Source organism: Mesorhizobium sp. (assembly GCF_965229135.1).
Lineage (GTDB): Bacteria > Pseudomonadota > Alphaproteobacteria > Rhizobiales > Rhizobiaceae > Mesorhizobium.
The window spans coordinates 5,156,611-5,171,586 of record NZ_OZ245860.1 but is presented as its reverse complement, the minus strand read 5'-3'; the positions used below and the strand labels follow the sequence as shown (position 1 = coordinate 5,171,586).

Genomic DNA, 14,976 nt, shown 5'->3' with positions numbered 1-14,976 from the left:
GATGCGAGCCGTTTCGCAATCCCTCCTTATGCTTGGTGCTCGAACAGTCGGTTCGGTGATCGAATGGCCCCGCATGATCAATGCTTTCCCGGCGGAGGGAGGAGGCGCGGGCCACGCCAGAATCAGATGATACCGCAACCGCCGAGGATCTGAAACGTTGGCGCGGACCGCTTGTGTATCGGTGATCTCATGGCCGATCCTTCCGTCATGATCGTCGGGAATGACGTGTTCCACACGCACAGAAAGTGCTGGCGAAGGACGGGCGCCGGTGCCGTTTCGGTGTAGTGCCCGACGCAACTCGCAAGAGTTTTTGCCTTAATTCCAACCTCGCCACGACCCGCTTGTGAGATTGGAACTAGGGTCTGTTCACGGTCACCTGGAGCATTCCATCCGGACCAGTCTCGATCTTGATTCCCTGATCAGGAATCGAAGGCGGTGCCGCGACGTTCGCTGCCTTTCCATCGTCCAGACGGTCGGCGGCCAACAATTCCTTGGCCTTCGCAGTCCGCAGGCGCTGCAACTGGTCGATATAGAATGCGGACATCGAATGTCTCCGACGAAATTGACGGAAGGGCCGCTACTGCAGCAGCCCCTTGACGATGCCGCTCGCCTTGGCGAAGTCCATCTGGCCGGCATATTTCGCCTTCAGCACGGCGATCACCTTGCCCATGTCCTTCTGGCTGGCCGCACCGGTCTCGGCGATGGCCTCGCGCGCGGCTTCCGTCACCGCGGCATCGTCCAGCTGGGTCGGCAGGAAGTCGCGGATGATGGCCATCTCCTCGCGCTCCTTTGCGGCCAGTTCAGGCCGCTTGCCGTCATCGAAGGCTTTCGCCGATTCCTCGCGCTGCTTGACCATCTTGGCCATGATCTGCAGGATCTCGTCATTGCTGGCCGGCTCCTTGCCAGCGCCGCGATTGGCGATATCGCGGTCGTGGATGGCGGCCTGGATGAGCCGCAGCGTCGGCAGCCGGTGCTTGTCCTGCGCCTTCATCGCGGTCTTCAGGGATTCGGCGATTTTCGCGCGCATGGTGCTTTCTCCTTGGATCGGCGCGGACAATAGTCCGACTGAAAGCGCAAGGCAAACCCTCAAACCACGTGGCAAACCCCTGATATTGTTCGACGAAATAAATCGGCACGGCGTCCGGCCTTTTCATTGACCGGCCCGGTGCCTTCCCCTATGTACTCAGCCTTGCATGAACCGAGTTTTGGCTGCGCGGAAGCTGCGAAATCGCTGCTTGGCGCGGCTTGCTGCGCAGATGGTCCACCGGGCCGGTTGGAGCGCAGCCTTTTAGGAGCGCCACCATGGCCGAGATGACCGCCGCGTCGACCCCCGCATGGGCCACCGAAAAACCGACCGCCCTTCTGGTGCTGGCCGACGGCACCGTCATCGAGGGGCGCGGCCTCGGCGCCACCGGCTCGGCCGTTGCCGAAGTGTGCTTCAACACCGCGCTGACCGGCTACCAGGAAATCCTGACCGACCCGTCCTACGCCGGCCAGATCGTCACTTTCACCTTCCCGCATATCGGCAATATCGGCACCAATGGCGAGGACATCGAGGACCTGAACCCGGCCGCCCGTGCCGGCGCAGTCGGGGCCGTGTTCAAGGCCGATGTCACCAACCCGTCCAACTACCGCGCCGTGAGCGGCCTCGACGAGTGGCTGAAGAAGCGCGGCATCGTCGCCCTGTCGGGCATAGACACGCGCGCGCTCACCGCGCTGATCCGCGAAAAAGGAATGCCCAACGCCGTCATCGCCCATGCGCCGGACGGCGTCTTCGACCTCGACGATTTGAAGAAGCGCGCCGCCGCGTGGTCCGGCCTGATCGGCCTCGACCTCGCCAAGGAAGTTACCTCCGGCCAGTCCTCGGTCTGGCGCGAGACGCCCTGGGTCTGGAACGAGGGCTTTGGCGAACAGGACGATCCGACGCTGCACGTCGTCGCCATCGACTATGGCGTCAAGCGCAACATCCTGCGCCTGCTTGCCGGCCTCGGCGCCAAGGTCACCGTGGTCCCGGCCAAGACCGGCGCCGACGAGATCCTGGCCATGAAGCCCGATGGCATCTTCCTCTCCAACGGCCCCGGCGACCCGGAAGCCACCGGCGAATACGCCGTGCCGGTGATCCGGGACCTGCTCAAGACCGACATTCCGGTGTTCGGCATCTGCCTCGGCCACCAGATGCTGGCGCTGGCGCTGGGCGGCAGGACCGCCAAGATGCATCAGGGCCATCACGGCGCCAACCACCCGGTCAAGGACCACACCACCGGCAAGGTCGAGATCGTCTCGATGAACCACGGCTTTGCGGTCGATGCCGACTCGTTGCCCGCCGGCGTCGAGGAAACCCACGTCTCGCTGTTCGACGGGTCCAACTGCGGCATCACGCTGACCGGCCGTCCGGTGTTCTCTGTCCAGCACCACCCCGAAGCCTCGCCCGGCCCGCAGGATTCGCACTATCTGTTCCGCCGCTTCGTCAACCTGATCCGCGAAAAGCGCGGCGAGGAATTGCTGGCCGAGCGGGCTTAACGCGATCCGTTAGCGCTGCCCCTCATCTGCCTGCCGGCATCTTCTCCCCGTATAGTGACGGAGAGTTGAGAAGTGGTCCGCGCAGCGGACGAAAAGCCAATTGCTTGGCTTTTCGAACGACGAACGTCCGGCAGGACAATGACCGGCGGAGCCACCCTCGCATCACAAACACCCTTTCTTTACGCCACCGGTCGCCCCTCGCTCGCCTCCAGGATCGCGAACCATTGCTGGCGGTCGAGGCGGACATCCAGTGCCTTGACCATGCCCGCCAGCCGTTCCGGCTTCATCGACCCCAGCACCGGCACCAGTTGCGCCGGATGGCGCAGCAGCCAGGCGATGGCGACAGTGGCGAGATCGGCGACTCCGATTTCGGCAGCCACCGCCGCAAGGGCCGCACGCACCCGCGCCTCCCGGCCGCCCTGGCCGGTGAACAGCGAGCCGCCGCCCAGCGGCGACCAGATCATTGGCGCGTATGACAGGCGCTGCGCGTGGTCGAGGCTGCCATCGGTCAGGGCCGTGGTCTTCAGCACCGACATCTCGATCTGATTGGTGGCCAATGGAAACGGCAGCCGCGAGGCCAGCAGATCGAACTGCGACGGCGTGAAATTGGAGACGCCGACCGCCCTCGCCTTGCCCGACTTGACCAGCCCGGCCAACGCCGCCGCCGTCTCGTCGGCGTCCATCAGCGGGTCCGGCCGGTGCAGCAGAAGCAGGTCGAGATAGTCGGTGCCCAGGTTGACGAGGGAACGATCCACCGAGGCAACGATATGGGCCGCACTGGTGTCGTAGTGCTTCAGCCGGTTGCCCGGCATGTTCGGCGATTCCAGCATGATGTCGCATTTCGAGATCAGTTCGATGCTGTCGCGCTTGCCCGCCCAACGCGCCAGCCCCGCGCCGAAGGCAGCCTCCACCTCGTAGTTGCCATAGATGTCGGCGTGATCGAAGCTCGTCAGTCCGAGATCGACCGCGATGCCGATCAGCCGCGCGACCGCGTCGGCATCCGGACGGTGGGCGCCGTCGAGCAGGCGCCATGCGCCGAAGACCAGGCGCGACAGCCACAGCCCGTCCCCGGTCAGCGCGATACGGCTGTCATAGGTCATATCCGTGCTCCATCTTCCGTGACGCCGGTCGCGTCGCTTCTACCCATCGCCGGCCTGGCAACCTTCGTGACGAAGACGATGAGCGCCAGCACCAGGAAAAACGCGCCGACCAGATAGGGCGCGCCGCCAAAGGTCACCGGCGCCTTCGGTCCGGTGAACAGGGAAAAGATCGCCGTGTAAAGCAGCGGCGTGATGATCGAGGTGATCGAGAAGATCGAGGTCATCGCGCCCTGCAACTCGCCCTGCGCAGAAGGTGGCACCTTGGCGGCGGCAAGGCTCCTGAGCGGCGGATCGGCCAGCGCCTCAAGGCAGCCGACGACGATAACCGCATAGACCATCCAGCCTTGCGCGGCGAAGGCATAGCCGAAGGCGCTGAGTGCGGTGAACGCAAGACCGATGGCCGCCGTCTTCCATTCGCCAAGCCTGGGGATCACGCGCGGCAGCACCGTGCCCATGACGATAGCGCCGCACAGGCCGAAAGCGCCGAGAGAAAAACCGATCTGCTGCTGGTTCCAGCCATAGCGGTAGTTGGAGACGAACGACCAGACCGCAGGATACATCATGTGCCCGAGCGTCATCAGGAAGAAGACAAGGCCGATCCAGCCGATGCCCTGATACTGGCGCATCTGCAGCAGCGTGCCGACCGGGTTGGCACGCTTCCACTCGAAACGGCGGCGGTGTTTTTCATCGAGCGTTTCCGGCAGGAGCAACAGCGCGATCAGGAAATTCACCAGGGCGAGCCCGGCAGCGAAATAGAAGGGAACGCGCGGCCCGAACGTGCCGAGCAGCCCGCCCAGGACCGGTCCGATGACGAAGCCGACGCCGAAGGCAATGCCGAGCAGGCCGAAATTCCTGGCCCGGTTCTCATCGTTCGAAATGTCGGCGATGAAGGCGGACGTCGTCGAATAGCTGGCGCCGGAAATGCCGGCCAGCACACGCCCGATGAACAGCATCGGGTACGACCAGGCGACGGCACAGATCAGATTGTCGATGGAGAACGTCAGCACCGAGGCAAGCAGGATCGGCCGACGTCCGAACCGGTCGCTCAAGCCGCCCATGATCGGCGCGAAGACGAACTGCATGGCCGCGTAGACGAAGAGCAGCCAGCCGCCTTCTATCGCCGCCTCGCTGACGCCGACGCCGGTCAATTCCCTGAGATAGGCCGGCAGCACCGGCATGATCATGCCAAAGCCGATGATGTCGAGCAGCAGCGTGGTGAAGACGAGCGCAAGGCCCCGCCTGGCGGTCTTGGGATCGATCATGACGGCGTCGGCTCCTCAAAGTCGCCTCGGACAATGGGCGGCAACTTATAGGCGAGCTTGCTTTTCAGAACAATAAGGGAACGTGTCGGGGGTCTTCATCCTGACAGCCACTGACGGCCGGCATCGCCAGCCATTCCATGGCACCTGCCGAAGGCTCAGATCGGATTGTTGAACGTATCGCAATCCGTGAGCTTGCCGCTCTTGTAACCGCGCGCCAGCCAGGTCTGCCGCTGCGCCGACGTGCCATGGTTGAAGCTTTCCGGCACGACATAGCCCTGCGCCCGCTTCTGCAGCGTGTCGTCGCCGATCTGCTTGGCCGCGTTCAGCGCGCTTTCCATGTCGCCCTGTTCAAGAATGCCCTTCTGCGCGGTGAAATGCGCCCATATGCCGGCGAAGCAGTCGGCCTGGAGCTCGATCCGCACCGACATCTTGTTGGCGTCGGCCTCGTTCATTCCTTCCCGGATCTTGTTGAACTTGGGCAGGATGCCGGTGAGGTTCTGCACGTGATGGCCGACCTCATGCGCGATGACATAGGCCCGCGCGAATTCGCCGGAAGCGCCGAACTGCTGGTCCAGCTGCTGGAAGAAAGTCATGTCGAGATAGACCTTGCGATCGTTGGGGCAATAGAACGGCCCTGCCGCCGAACTGGCGGAACCGCAAGCCGAGCGTATCTGCCCGCTGAACAGCACCAGCTTCGGGTCCTCGTAGGTCAGGCCTTGCGACTTGAAGATGCCGGTCCAGGTATCCTCCGTATCGGCCAGCACCGTGGCGACGAACTGCTTCATCTCGTCCGAGGCCGGCGCACCCACGCCGTTGCCCTGCGGGCTGTTGCTGGTCACCTGCCCGCCGCCGCCGCTGAGATCGCCGCCGTTCAGCAGCGTCAGCGGATTGATGCCGAAGACGCCCCACGCGATCAGGGCGATCACGGCCAGGATGATGATGCTCGAAAGCGACATGCCGCCGCCGGCGCCGCCGCCGATCGGAAGCTGGAAGCCGGGGCCGCCCAACCCGCCACCGCCGCCGCTGTCGCTGCGGTCGTCCTCGATATTGTCACTCTGACGACGGCCTCTCCAGAGCATGGCAACTCCTCGCGCTGCGAACTTTCCGGCGGTCAGGTCGAATACCGGTCCGGACAAACAAACAATTATCCCAATGGTTGCGCCGAGTCACAGCATTTTTCGCTGTCGCAACTGCCCACGCAGCGCGGCTGGACGCGCCGATATGCAGGCATTCGCGTGGGATCGTCCAAGTCTCGCCGGACAACGCCGTCACAGCTCCGGGTAAACCTTCATTAACCATAAGCGGAATAAAAGCGTAGGCGATTCAAGGAGATGTTTCCGCCATGGCTTTTGTGACCGGGCGCCTGCTGGCGCAGGTATTGGGTATTGTCGCTCTGGGCGCGATGGCCTGCGGCTGTACGACGACGAAATCGGCGACTGCCTCCGACGCGACCAAGCTCGCCTATGCTGGGGAGCCGGACAAGCCAGCCGCGGGCGGGCTTTTTACCACCCACAGCTTCAGTGGCCTTGCCGGCCGCACCGTCACTGTCAACAGCATCGCCGACCTCAAGCTGCGCAACCATGAAGTGGCGCTGACCTTCGATGACGGCCCGATGCCCGGCCGCACCGAAAACATCCTGCGCGCGCTCGACAATGCAGGCGTCAAGGCCACCTTCATGATGGTCGGCCAGATGGCGCGCGCCCATCCGGCGCTCGTGCGCGAAGTCGCCGCCCACGGCCACACGATTGGCACCCACACGCAGAGCCACGCAAACCTGGCGCAACTGAGCGTTGCGGCCGCCGATGCCCAGATTGATGGCGGCATCAAGAGCGTTTCGGCGGCGCTGGTGCCGTCTATGTCGAGCCCGGCGCCCTTCTTTCGCTTTCCTTACCTGGCGTCCACCGCCGCTCTGCGCCATCAGCTTGCGTCGCGCGGCATCGTCGTCATCGACGCCGACATCGATTCCAAGGACTACTTCCAGTCGACGCCCGAGCAGGTCCGCCAGCGCACCTTGAAACGCATCGAACAGCGCGGCTCGGGGATCATCCTGATGCACGACATCCATCCGCGCACCGCGCAGATGCTGCCGCAACTGCTCTCCGACCTGAAGGCCAGGGGCTACAAGGTGGTCCGGCTGGTGCCCGGCCATGGCAGCCGCGACGTGCTGGTCTCGTCGCTGAGCGAGCGGACGGTGACGTCTACCCGGCAGGTGGCGTACGCCGAGAACCGCTGACGACGCTCAGCCCTTCTGTTTGGCGCCGGCGCTCTTGCCGTCGGAGCTTTTCGAGCGCTCCTCGAAACGGTCGGCGCCCTTCTTCAGCGCATGACCGGTCTCGGCTTCGGTCTTGCGTTCGTCCTTGGCTGCCGCGTCCTTGAAGCCCTTGGCAGCCTGCTTGCCCTTGGCGGTCGGTGCCTGTTCAACGCCCATGATATCCTCCTTGGCCTCGCTCCATCGCGCGGCATGAGGCCCAACGCATAGCCGGTCCGACGGTTCCGGTTCGGCTGATTTGGGGGTTGAGGCGCAGCGGTGATCAGCGCGCCGTCATCGCCTTGCGAAACGCTTCCAGCGTCTCGGCGCTGACATGGTGCTCGATGCCCTCGGCATCGATGCGCGCCGTCTCGGCGCTGACGCCGAGCGAACGCAGGAAGGCCTCCACGGTCTGATGGCGGATGCGGCTCTCCTCCGCGACCTTGCGGCCGGCCTCGGTCAGGAACACGCCGCGATAGGGTTTTCTCGACACCAGCCCTTCGGCGCAAAGCCGCGTCAGCATCTTGGCGACCGTCGGCTGGGCGACGCCCAGTCTTGCCGCGATATCGACCTGGCGCGCCTCGTTGCCGTCCTCGATCAGGTCGGCGATCAGTTCGACATAATCCTCCACGAGCGCACCGCGGCGCGCTTCACGCGTCTGCCGGAATCCTTCCGAATGAACATCGGCGTCGGGCAGCGGCTCGCGCGGGACTGGTCTGTTCTTCAGCGCCAATACGCGCTCCTCCCCAAGGCTTTCCCGGATTCAAATCGATCGTGCATTCATAGCACGGGCAACAGCCTCGCACCCTATTTGTTCAGGCCGTTTATTTGCATTCGTCCACAGGCGCAACCGCGCTTGGCGTGCCCCTCGGAGCGACGGCCACCGCGTCAACCAAAAAAGCACCGACAATGAAATATAGCATATTGCATAATGTTGAGCTCCGGCATAGGTTGAGTGCAGCATCGACCAATCGCGCGGAAACCCTTTTTCATGTCAGAGACAGAAGCCACCTCAGCCTCCCGGCCCGCATGGCGGTTCAACCGACCCGAAGACGACGACCAGCCGAGCCTACGCGAGGTCAACGCCTCGATCGCGGTTCCGACATCCGGCGCCTGGTTCCGCCGCCTCTTCGCGTTCATGGGTCCGGGCTACCTGGTCTCGGTCGGCTATATGGACCCGGGCAACTGGGCGACCGACCTCGCCGGCGGCGCTCAGTTCGGCTACACGCTGCTGTTCATCATCATGCTGTCGAACCTGATGGCGATCCTGCTGCAGGCGCTATCGGCCAGGCTCGGCATCGCCACCGGCCGTGACCTTGCCCAGGCCTGCCGCGCCTACTATCCCCGCCCCGTCAATTTCGTCCTGTGGATCGCCTGCGAGCTGGCCATCATCGCCTGCGACCTGGCCGAGGTCATCGGCACGGCGATCGCCCTGCAGCTGCTGTTCGGCATTCCGTTGATTGGCGGCGCGATGCTGACGGCGCTCGATGCTTTCCTCGTGCTGCTGTTGATGAACAAGGGGTTCCGCTATCTCGAAGCCTTCGTCATCGCGCTCTTGATCATCATCTTCAGCTGCTTCGCCATCCAGATCTTCGTCGCCGCCCCGCCGGCCGGCACGATCCTGCATGCCATGTTCGTGCCCTCCTCGGAGATCGTCACCAATCCGGCGATGCTCTACATCGCTATCGGCATCATCGGCGCCACCGTCATGCCGCATAACCTCTATCTGCACTCCTCCATCGTGCAGACCCGCGCCTATGAACGCACCGATGCCGGCAAACGCGACGCCATCAAATGGGCGACGGCGGACTCGACCATCGCCCTGATGCTGGCCCTGTTCGTCAACGCCGCCATCCTGATCGTGTCGGCCGTCGCCTTCCACAACACCGGCCATCAGGACGTCGCGGAGATAGAAGATGCCTTCAAGCTCCTGTCGCCGCTGCTGGGCCTCGGCATCGCCTCGATCTTGTTTGCCGTGGCGCTGCTTGCTTCCGGCCTGAACTCGACGGTGACGGCGACGCTGGCCGGACAGATCATCATGGAAGGTTTCCTGCGCCTGCGCATCCCCAACTGGGCGCGCCGCCTTTTGACCCGCGGCATCGCCATCATTCCCGTGGTGGTGGTCACCGCTATTTATGGCGAGAAGGGAACCGGCCAGTTGCTCATCTTCAGCCAGGTGGTGCTGTCCATGCAATTGCCCTTCGCGGTGATCCCGCTGGTGCAGTTCGTGTCGGACAAGAAGAAGATGGGCAATTTCGCCATTCCGCGCGGCGTTGCTGTGCTGGCCTGGGTTGTCGCCGCGGTCATCCTGATCCTCAATTTCAAGCTGCTCTACGACACGATCTTCGGGATAGGCTGAGCCGGTTCGGCGACTATCGCTTTGTGCTCGCCACCTCTCCCTGAAAAAAGGAAAAGGGAGAGGAATACCGATCGCCGGCATTGTATTTGCGCTATCTTCTTCCACGCCATGACCAGGACCCAGGACGCCCGGAAATTCTATGCGCGGCTGATGGCCGCCAATGCCGGCTCGGCCGATCCGCGCCTTGAGGAAATATTCGCCGAAGTGCCGCGCGAAGCCTTCCTCGGCCCCGGACCATGGACGATCATCGCCGGCAAAAGCCGGATCACCACGCCGAGTGACGATCCCGTCCATGTCTACCAGAACGTGCTCGTGGCGCTCGACGCCGATAAGGGCATCAACAATGGGGAGCCGTTCCTGCACGCCATGTGGATCGGCAAGCTGGCACCCAGGCCCGGCGAGTCCGTCACCCATATCGGCGCCGGCACCGGCTACTACACCGCACTGCTGGCGCGGCTGGTTTCGCCGGGCCTGGTCACCGCCTTCGAACTCGAGGGCGGCCTCGCCGCACTGGCGCGCAAGAATCTCGAAGCCTACGGCAATGCGACGGTCATCCACGGCGATGCCGTCACCACGAGCCTGCCGCCATCCGACATCATCTACGTCAATGCCGGGGTCGCGGTGCCACCCCTGCAATGGCTGAAGGCACTCGCCCCCGGCGGACGCCTGGTCTTCCCCTGGCGTCCGGCCGAGCGCGTTGGCTTCGCCGTGCTGGTGACTCGCACCGCGAACGGTTTTGCCTGCGATCCGTTCATGGGCTCCTGGTTCATTCCCTGCAGCGGCGCGTCGGTGGCAGGCCCGACGGCAAAAATCCCCAGCCGCCAGCGGGCGGCGCGCAGCCGCTCGATCTGGCTGACCGCCGACAGGCCGTCGGATCGCACCGCCACCGCCATCTTCGACGACATCTGGTTCTCGTCGCGTGGGCTTGTTACCCGGCCTGGGAACTGACGGGGCACGGCAGGCCGGAGGAAGATCGCCAAGAATTTCGCTGAGCGTGTCGGGCTGGTGCCTGCCCGAAGCGCGTTGCACGAGTCCGTTTCGAGGCAACCGGCTCTAGGACAATCCCACCTGGGCGTAGGGCGTGCCTGCCGTAGCGGCTTCGATGCCCTTGGTTCCCCGGTCGATGATCGCGAGAAAGGTGGATTTCGCCTTTTCGGCATCCTGGCTCTCTCGGTAGACGCGATGCGCCTGGATGAACGCGACGGTCCATGTTGCCAGGACCAGATTGGCCGCCAGATGGGCGTCGGGATCGGCGGGGTCTCTCCCCACGCTTTCGGCGAGTGCCACCGCCACGAACTGTGCGAGTTCGTCGCGTATGGCCCTGGCCCGCGCAATGAGGGTTGGGCTTTTCTCAATTGTCTCCACGAAGCGCTGGCTTCCTGGAAAGAAGATTATGTAAACGGGGTCTTCCGTGGCCGCCCGATGAGCGAGCTGACGTATCGCTTCGATTGGAGCGACACTTTTGTCGCGTTGCCGCAAGGCCTCGAGAAATTTCTCGCGGCCTTCTTCGTCGCGATCGAAGAACATGTCCTCCTTGCGAGGGAAATGATTGAACACCGTCATTCGCCCGACGTCCGCGGCCTCCGCGATCTCGTCCACCGTCACATTGTCGAAGCCGCGTTCCATGAAGAGCAGCGTGGCGGCGTTGGAAATCGCCTGTCGTGTCACAAGGCGCTTACGGGTCCGGCGATCAAGCGGCATTGACAAGCTTCCAAGCCTCCATTCATATACTCAGTATAATATAAGATTCGATATATACAGATTTTACGTACATGATCGGATGGAATATATGAAAACGCAAGCCGATGCCGCTCCCGCGATAGCAGCGCCGCGAGAGGCAGGGTGGCACTTGTAGGCGATGCCGCGTACTGCGCCTCTCCGGCCGCGGGCATGGGTGGCTCCTTGGCCATAATTGGCGCTGCCGCGCTGGCCGATGCGTTTCGGAAACACCAGGGCGACTTCGAACTGGCATTCCGTGATTACAACGAAGGGTTCCGCCCCTATATCGAGGAAGTGCAGGCCAACGCCGCAAGCAATCTGGACGTGCTCATTCCGCAAACGGAAGAAGCCATTCGCGAAAGAAACACGCAGCCTAACCCCTGGTAGGTGCCTTGGCAGCGGCAGGTCTTTCGACAACCTTCAAGCCGCTTGCGGCCGCCGCGCCAGCCCATCCCTGATATAGCGCGCGAACTCCTGCGCCGCCGGGCCAACGCCATGCCCCGGCAGATGCAGATTGATCGAGAAATTCGGCAATGGCGGCAGGCCGGACTCGAAGGGCAATATGTCGAGATCGGCAGGCACGGTCGATGCCAACCAGGTGGTGACGGCCAGATCCGCACGCACCGTGGCTGTCGTCGCGTCGATGTTGCCGTTCTCGAACACGGTACGCCATTCCAGTCCATGCTCCTTCAGCGCCGAAAGCACCGCCGGGCGAAAGGCGCAAGTGTCGGCCACCATCGACACCGGCAGCGGCCGCTTGGCGCGGGCGACGCCGCCCCTGGCGCCAACCCAGACAAGCCGGTCGATTGCCAGGCATTCGCCAGCGGACGGCCCGACCCGCTCCTCGATCACGGCCAGATCAATCGTGCCTGCTGCCAATGCGGCAGCCAGTTCCGGCGACGAGGCGCAGACCAGCGAAATCTCGACCTGCGGATAAGCATTGGCATAGGCTTTCAGCACCGGCGCCAGCACGGTGCCGACCAGGTCATAGGGCACGCCGAGCCGCACCTGCCCGGCCACCACGCTGCCCGCCATCTCGGCCCAGATCTCGTCATTGAGGCCAAGCAGGCGCTTTGCCTTGTCGAACAGCCGCTCGCCGGCACGCGTCAACCGCAGGCCGCGCCGGTCGCGCTGGAACAGGCTGCCGCCAAGCGCCTCCTCCAGCCGCTTGACCTGCTGGCTGACGGCGCCCTGCGTCAGGTGCAACGCATTGGCCGCCGCCGTCATGCTGGCCTTGTCGGCGACCGCCACGAAGGTCCGGATGAGCGCCATGTCGAGATTTCGGATCATAGCGGCATTATAGATGCTAATGCCAGCTATCGCAAACATTGCATTTACAGATGCTGGCCTGGATTTACCATGGAGCCTTTGACAAGGGACGCCCCATGCTCCAGCCGATCCTGCCGCTCGTCCTGTTTGCCTTCGTCGCCACCGCCACGCCGGGTATCGCCACGACCTTGTCGACCGCCTCGGGGGCGCGGTTTGGCTTTAGGCGATCCGTCCCGCTCATGATTGGCAGCGCCGCCGGCCTCGCCACGGTGACGGGCGCGGCCGCCGCCGGCCTCGCCGGCCTTCTGCTTGCGATGCCCTCGCTGCAGCTTGCCATGAAGATCGCCGGCTCGCTCTATCTGCTCTGGCTGGCGCTCAAGATCGGTCGGGCCGGGCCTCCCAATCTCGATGTGACGATGGCCAAACCGAACAGCTTCCTCGGCGGCGCCGGCATCCAGTGGATGAACCCCAAGGGCTGGGCGATGGGATTGGGCGCGGCGGCGTCCTTCGCCGCACTCGCCGACGGGCCGGGGCAACTCGCCTTGCTGCTCGGCTCGACCTTCGGCCTCGCCGCCGCCATCTCGCTGTCCGTCTGGTGCCTCGCCGGCATGGTACTGGCGCGGCTGCTCAAGGCCGAGTGGCAATGGCGCGTCCTCAACATCGTGCTGGCACTGGTGCTGGCCGCCTCGATCATCCCGATGTGGCGGACGCACTAGAAGCGTCGGCCTTGCGGAACCTGGGTTTCTTGCCCCCGCGATAGCGCGACGGCATGCATACATTTCCAAGTAGCTGGTTTGGCGATAGCGTGCATGGCAGCTTGGCGCATGCATTGTCTTGTGCGGCGCTGGTCGACCCCCACTCCGTCTCGGCTTCGCCGAGCCACCTCTCCCCCGATCGACGGGGGAAAGGTGGCGCTGCGAAGCAGCGACGGATTGGGGGAACCACGTGGCAATCAAGCCTCGGACCGATCAGTCACGCCATATGCGCATAGCGCAGCGCCAGAGCTGGCCTCAAACCCCGTAACGCGCCGCCGGCTTGTTGGCGTGCAGACTGCCGTAGAAGGCCTGGCGGGCGCCAAGGAAAGTATCCAGCTTGGCCGCATCGGCAAGGGCGGGCACGGTGACGGCTTCGCCCCTGGCCAGGCCGACAAGCGCCGCATCGACCATATCGTCGGCGGTCATGATGATCTCCTTCGGCAGGTTGTCGATGTCGCTGCCGGCAAGCTCCCAGAAGTCGGTCCGGGTCGCGCCAGGCAGCACCGCCTGGACCCTCACATCGGTTCCCGCGACCTCGCGCTGCAGCGCCTCGGTGAAGTTGACGACATAGGCCTTGGTGCCGCTATAGATGCCGCCGAACGAGGTGTCGAAGGCCAGCACCGAGGCGATGTTGACGATCGCGCCACGGTTGCGTGCCAAAAACCCCGGCAGCACGGCGCGGGTCAGGCGGGTCAAGGCGATGATATTGACCTTGATCATGCGCTCGGCCGCGTCGGCGTCGGCCGTTGCCACCACCTGCTGGCCGCCAAGGCCGGCATTGTTGACCAGCAGCGTCACGCTGTCGTCGGCTGATATCGCCTGCTCGACGCGGCGCACGTCGTCGTCATCGGACAGGTCGGCGCTGATCACGCTGACCTCGCGGCTGTAGGCATAGCGCAGCTTCTCGGCCAGTTCCTCGAGCCGGTCGGCGCGCCGCGCCACCAGCACGAGGTCATAGCCCTGCCCCGCCAGCCGGTCCGCATAGACGGCACCGATGCCCGATGAAGCACCGGTGACGACCGCCGTGCCCCTGTTGTTCTGTTCATTCATTGTCGTGTTCCTTTTTCGACTGAACTGTTTCGCTTCGGCCTTGGCCGCCGGCGTCCTGGACCGCTGCCCCCCGCACCGCCCCCAGGCCGCCTGATCTTATTTAGTGGCATATACCACTTTCTGTGAAATGGGCATATGCCACTATCTTGTCAATGAGCGGAGCGGGGATTATTTGTCAGGCAGCGGCCGGACATCATGTCCGCGCCGCCAAGGATCCATCATGTCAAAGGACGCCCTGCCCGGTCTGACGCTCTGCAACAACGCCATGCTGCGGCGCGCGACGCGCAAGATCGGCCAGTACTATGATGACGTGCTGGCGCCCTCGGGCCTGAAAGCCACGCAGCAGGGCCTGCTCTACCAGATCCATATCGGCAACGAGCCGGCGATGTCAGCCATCGCGGCGTCCCTCATCATGGACCTGTCGGCGCTCGGCCACACGCTGAAGCCGCTGATCCGCGATGGCTATGTCGAGACCTTCGCCGATCCGGCCGATCGCCGCGTCAAGCGGATACGACTGACGCCGCAAGGGCTGGTCAAGCTCGATGAGGTGATGAAGCTATGGCATGTCGCCCAACAGCGTTTCGAGGACGTGGTGGGCAAGGAACAGGCGGCAGAGTTGCGCGCCGTGCTCAGCGACATCGCCGAGCTCGATTTTGATCAGCCGCCGGCCGCGTCCTGAGGCAGCCGGCGTTAC

General features: G+C 64.0%; 17 protein-coding genes. 7 read left to right on the top strand and 10 right to left on the bottom strand.

Features of this window, described 5'->3' with window-relative positions:
* Positions 1-355 precede the first annotated feature (355 nt).
* A complete protein-coding gene (locus tag ACO07C_RS24715; protein ID WP_421916789.1) occupies positions 356-544 on the bottom strand; it encodes a hypothetical protein in 189 nt (62 codons plus the stop codon).
* Between the two features lie 33 nt (positions 545-577).
* Positions 578-1,027 carry a GatB/YqeY domain-containing protein gene (locus tag ACO07C_RS24710; protein WP_421916788.1) on the bottom strand — a complete coding sequence of 150 codons (450 nt, stop codon included), beginning with the start codon at positions 1,025-1,027 and terminating at the stop codon, positions 578-580.
* A 275-nt stretch (positions 1,028-1,302) separates the two neighbouring features.
* Between ACO07C_RS24710 and carA the strand changes: the two genes are divergently transcribed.
* Positions 1,303-2,520 (top strand): glutamine-hydrolyzing carbamoyl-phosphate synthase small subunit, encoded by a 1,218-nt coding sequence (gene carA, locus ACO07C_RS24705; protein WP_421916787.1) that lies wholly within the window; start codon positions 1,303-1,305, stop codon positions 2,518-2,520.
* Between the two features lie 179 nt (positions 2,521-2,699).
* On the opposite strand, the gene ACO07C_RS24700 is transcribed toward carA, so the two are convergent.
* From ACO07C_RS24700 to ACO07C_RS24690, 3 genes are all read right to left on the bottom strand, one after another.
* Positions 2,700-3,620, bottom strand: a complete 921-nt coding sequence (locus ACO07C_RS24700; protein WP_421916786.1) for an aldo/keto reductase — start codon at positions 3,618-3,620, stop codon at positions 2,700-2,702.
* The gene (locus ACO07C_RS24695; protein WP_421916785.1) at positions 3,617-4,882 is read right to left on the bottom strand and encodes a TCR/Tet family MFS transporter; all 1,266 of its coding nucleotides are present in this window, start codon (positions 4,880-4,882) and stop codon (positions 3,617-3,619) included. The genes ACO07C_RS24700 and ACO07C_RS24695 overlap by 4 nt, the downstream gene beginning before the upstream one ends.
* Positions 4,883-5,037: 155 nt before the next feature.
* The gene (locus ACO07C_RS24690; RefSeq protein ID WP_421916784.1) at positions 5,038-5,961 is read right to left on the bottom strand and encodes a neutral zinc metallopeptidase; all 924 of its coding nucleotides are present in this window, start codon (positions 5,959-5,961) and stop codon (positions 5,038-5,040) included.
* Between the two features lie 263 nt (positions 5,962-6,224).
* On the opposite strand from ACO07C_RS24690, the gene ACO07C_RS24685 reads away from it, so the two are divergent.
* Positions 6,225-7,115 carry a polysaccharide deacetylase family protein gene (locus ACO07C_RS24685; protein ID WP_421916783.1) on the top strand — a complete coding sequence of 297 codons (891 nt, stop codon included), beginning with the start codon at positions 6,225-6,227 and terminating at the stop codon, positions 7,113-7,115.
* Between the two features lie 6 nt (positions 7,116-7,121).
* Here the strand turns inward: ACO07C_RS24685 and ACO07C_RS24680 are convergent, their stop codons facing one another.
* Positions 7,122-7,310: a hypothetical protein gene (locus tag ACO07C_RS24680; protein WP_421916782.1), complete on the bottom strand. Its 189-nt coding sequence runs from the start codon at positions 7,308-7,310 to the stop codon at positions 7,122-7,124.
* Between the two features lie 103 nt (positions 7,311-7,413).
* Positions 7,414-7,863 (bottom strand): manganese-binding transcriptional regulator MntR, encoded by a 450-nt coding sequence (gene mntR, locus ACO07C_RS24675; RefSeq protein WP_421916781.1) that lies wholly within the window; start codon positions 7,861-7,863, stop codon positions 7,414-7,416.
* A gap of 258 nt (positions 7,864-8,121) precedes the next feature.
* On the opposite strand from mntR, the gene ACO07C_RS24670 reads away from it, so the two are divergent.
* Together ACO07C_RS24670 and ACO07C_RS24665 are read left to right on the top strand one after the other, a co-directional pair.
* Positions 8,122-9,489 (top strand): Nramp family divalent metal transporter, encoded by a 1,368-nt coding sequence (locus tag ACO07C_RS24670; RefSeq protein WP_421916780.1) that lies wholly within the window; start codon positions 8,122-8,124, stop codon positions 9,487-9,489.
* 108 nt (positions 9,490-9,597) lie between these two features.
* On the top strand, positions 9,598-10,437 hold the full coding sequence (locus tag ACO07C_RS24665; RefSeq protein ID WP_421916779.1) for a protein-L-isoaspartate O-methyltransferase family protein: 840 nt from the start codon (positions 9,598-9,600) through the stop codon (positions 10,435-10,437).
* Between the two features lie 105 nt (positions 10,438-10,542).
* Here the strand turns inward: ACO07C_RS24665 and ACO07C_RS24660 are convergent, their stop codons facing one another.
* Positions 10,543-11,190 carry a TetR/AcrR family transcriptional regulator gene (locus tag ACO07C_RS24660; RefSeq protein WP_421916778.1) on the bottom strand — a complete coding sequence of 216 codons (648 nt, stop codon included), beginning with the start codon at positions 11,188-11,190 and terminating at the stop codon, positions 10,543-10,545.
* 141 nt (positions 11,191-11,331) lie between these two features.
* On the opposite strand from ACO07C_RS24660, the gene ACO07C_RS24655 reads away from it, so the two are divergent.
* On the top strand, positions 11,332-11,595 hold the full coding sequence (locus ACO07C_RS24655; RefSeq protein ID WP_421916777.1) for a hypothetical protein: 264 nt from the start codon (positions 11,332-11,334) through the stop codon (positions 11,593-11,595).
* Positions 11,596-11,628: 33 nt separating this feature from the next.
* On the opposite strand, the gene ACO07C_RS24650 is transcribed toward ACO07C_RS24655, so the two are convergent.
* Positions 11,629-12,537, bottom strand: coding sequence for a LysR substrate-binding domain-containing protein (locus ACO07C_RS24650; protein ID WP_421916776.1), 909 nt, complete (start codon positions 12,535-12,537; stop codon positions 11,629-11,631).
* Positions 12,538-12,593: 56 nt separating this feature from the next.
* On the opposite strand from ACO07C_RS24650, the gene ACO07C_RS24645 reads away from it, so the two are divergent.
* Positions 12,594-13,193: a LysE family translocator gene (locus ACO07C_RS24645; RefSeq protein WP_421916775.1), complete on the top strand. Its 600-nt coding sequence runs from the start codon at positions 12,594-12,596 to the stop codon at positions 13,191-13,193.
* Positions 13,194-13,487: 294 nt separating this feature from the next.
* On the opposite strand, the gene ACO07C_RS24640 is transcribed toward ACO07C_RS24645, so the two are convergent.
* A complete protein-coding gene (locus tag ACO07C_RS24640) occupies positions 13,488-14,282 on the bottom strand; it encodes an SDR family NAD(P)-dependent oxidoreductase (protein ID WP_421916774.1) in 795 nt (264 codons plus the stop codon).
* 220 nt (positions 14,283-14,502) lie between these two features.
* Between ACO07C_RS24640 and ACO07C_RS24635 the strand changes: the two genes are divergently transcribed.
* On the top strand, positions 14,503-14,961 hold the full coding sequence (locus ACO07C_RS24635) for a MarR family winged helix-turn-helix transcriptional regulator (protein ID WP_421916773.1): 459 nt from the start codon (positions 14,503-14,505) through the stop codon (positions 14,959-14,961).
* Positions 14,962-14,976 lie beyond the last annotated feature (15 nt).

Bases quoted from the DNA above. Each gene is read 5' to 3' on its own strand.
- ACO07C_RS24710 (WP_421916788.1), bottom strand. From the start codon at position 1,027: ATGCGCGCGAAAATCGCCGAATCCCTGAAGACCGCGATGAAGGCGCAG.
- ACO07C_RS24635 (WP_421916773.1), top strand. From the start codon at position 14,503: ATGTCAAAGGACGCCCTGCCCGGTCTGACGCTCTGCAACAACGCCATG.
- ACO07C_RS24660 (WP_421916778.1), bottom strand. From the start codon at position 11,190: ATGCCGCTTGATCGCCGGACCCGTAAGCGCCTTGTGACACGACAGGCG.
- carA (WP_421916787.1), top strand. From the start codon at position 1,303: ATGGCCGAGATGACCGCCGCGTCGACCCCCGCATGGGCCACCGAAAAA.
- ACO07C_RS24715 (WP_421916789.1), bottom strand. From the start codon at position 544: ATGTCCGCATTCTATATCGACCAGTTGCAGCGCCTGCGGACTGCGAAG.
- ACO07C_RS24700 (WP_421916786.1), bottom strand. From the start codon at position 3,620: ATGACCTATGACAGCCGTATCGCGCTGACCGGGGACGGGCTGTGGCTG.
- ACO07C_RS24690 (WP_421916784.1), bottom strand. From the start codon at position 5,961: ATGCTCTGGAGAGGCCGTCGTCAGAGTGACAATATCGAGGACGACCGC.
- ACO07C_RS24665 (WP_421916779.1), top strand. From the start codon at position 9,598: ATGACCAGGACCCAGGACGCCCGGAAATTCTATGCGCGGCTGATGGCC.
- ACO07C_RS24645 (WP_421916775.1), top strand. From the start codon at position 12,594: ATGCTCCAGCCGATCCTGCCGCTCGTCCTGTTTGCCTTCGTCGCCACC.
- ACO07C_RS24640 (WP_421916774.1), bottom strand. From the start codon at position 14,282: ATGAATGAACAGAACAACAGGGGCACGGCGGTCGTCACCGGTGCTTCA.
- ACO07C_RS24695 (WP_421916785.1), bottom strand. From the start codon at position 4,882: ATGATCGATCCCAAGACCGCCAGGCGGGGCCTTGCGCTCGTCTTCACC.
- ACO07C_RS24680 (WP_421916782.1), bottom strand. From the start codon at position 7,310: ATGGGCGTTGAACAGGCACCGACCGCCAAGGGCAAGCAGGCTGCCAAG.
- ACO07C_RS24685 (WP_421916783.1), top strand. From the start codon at position 6,225: ATGGCTTTTGTGACCGGGCGCCTGCTGGCGCAGGTATTGGGTATTGTC.
- ACO07C_RS24670 (WP_421916780.1), top strand. From the start codon at position 8,122: ATGTCAGAGACAGAAGCCACCTCAGCCTCCCGGCCCGCATGGCGGTTC.
- ACO07C_RS24650 (WP_421916776.1), bottom strand. From the start codon at position 12,537: ATGTTTGCGATAGCTGGCATTAGCATCTATAATGCCGCTATGATCCGA.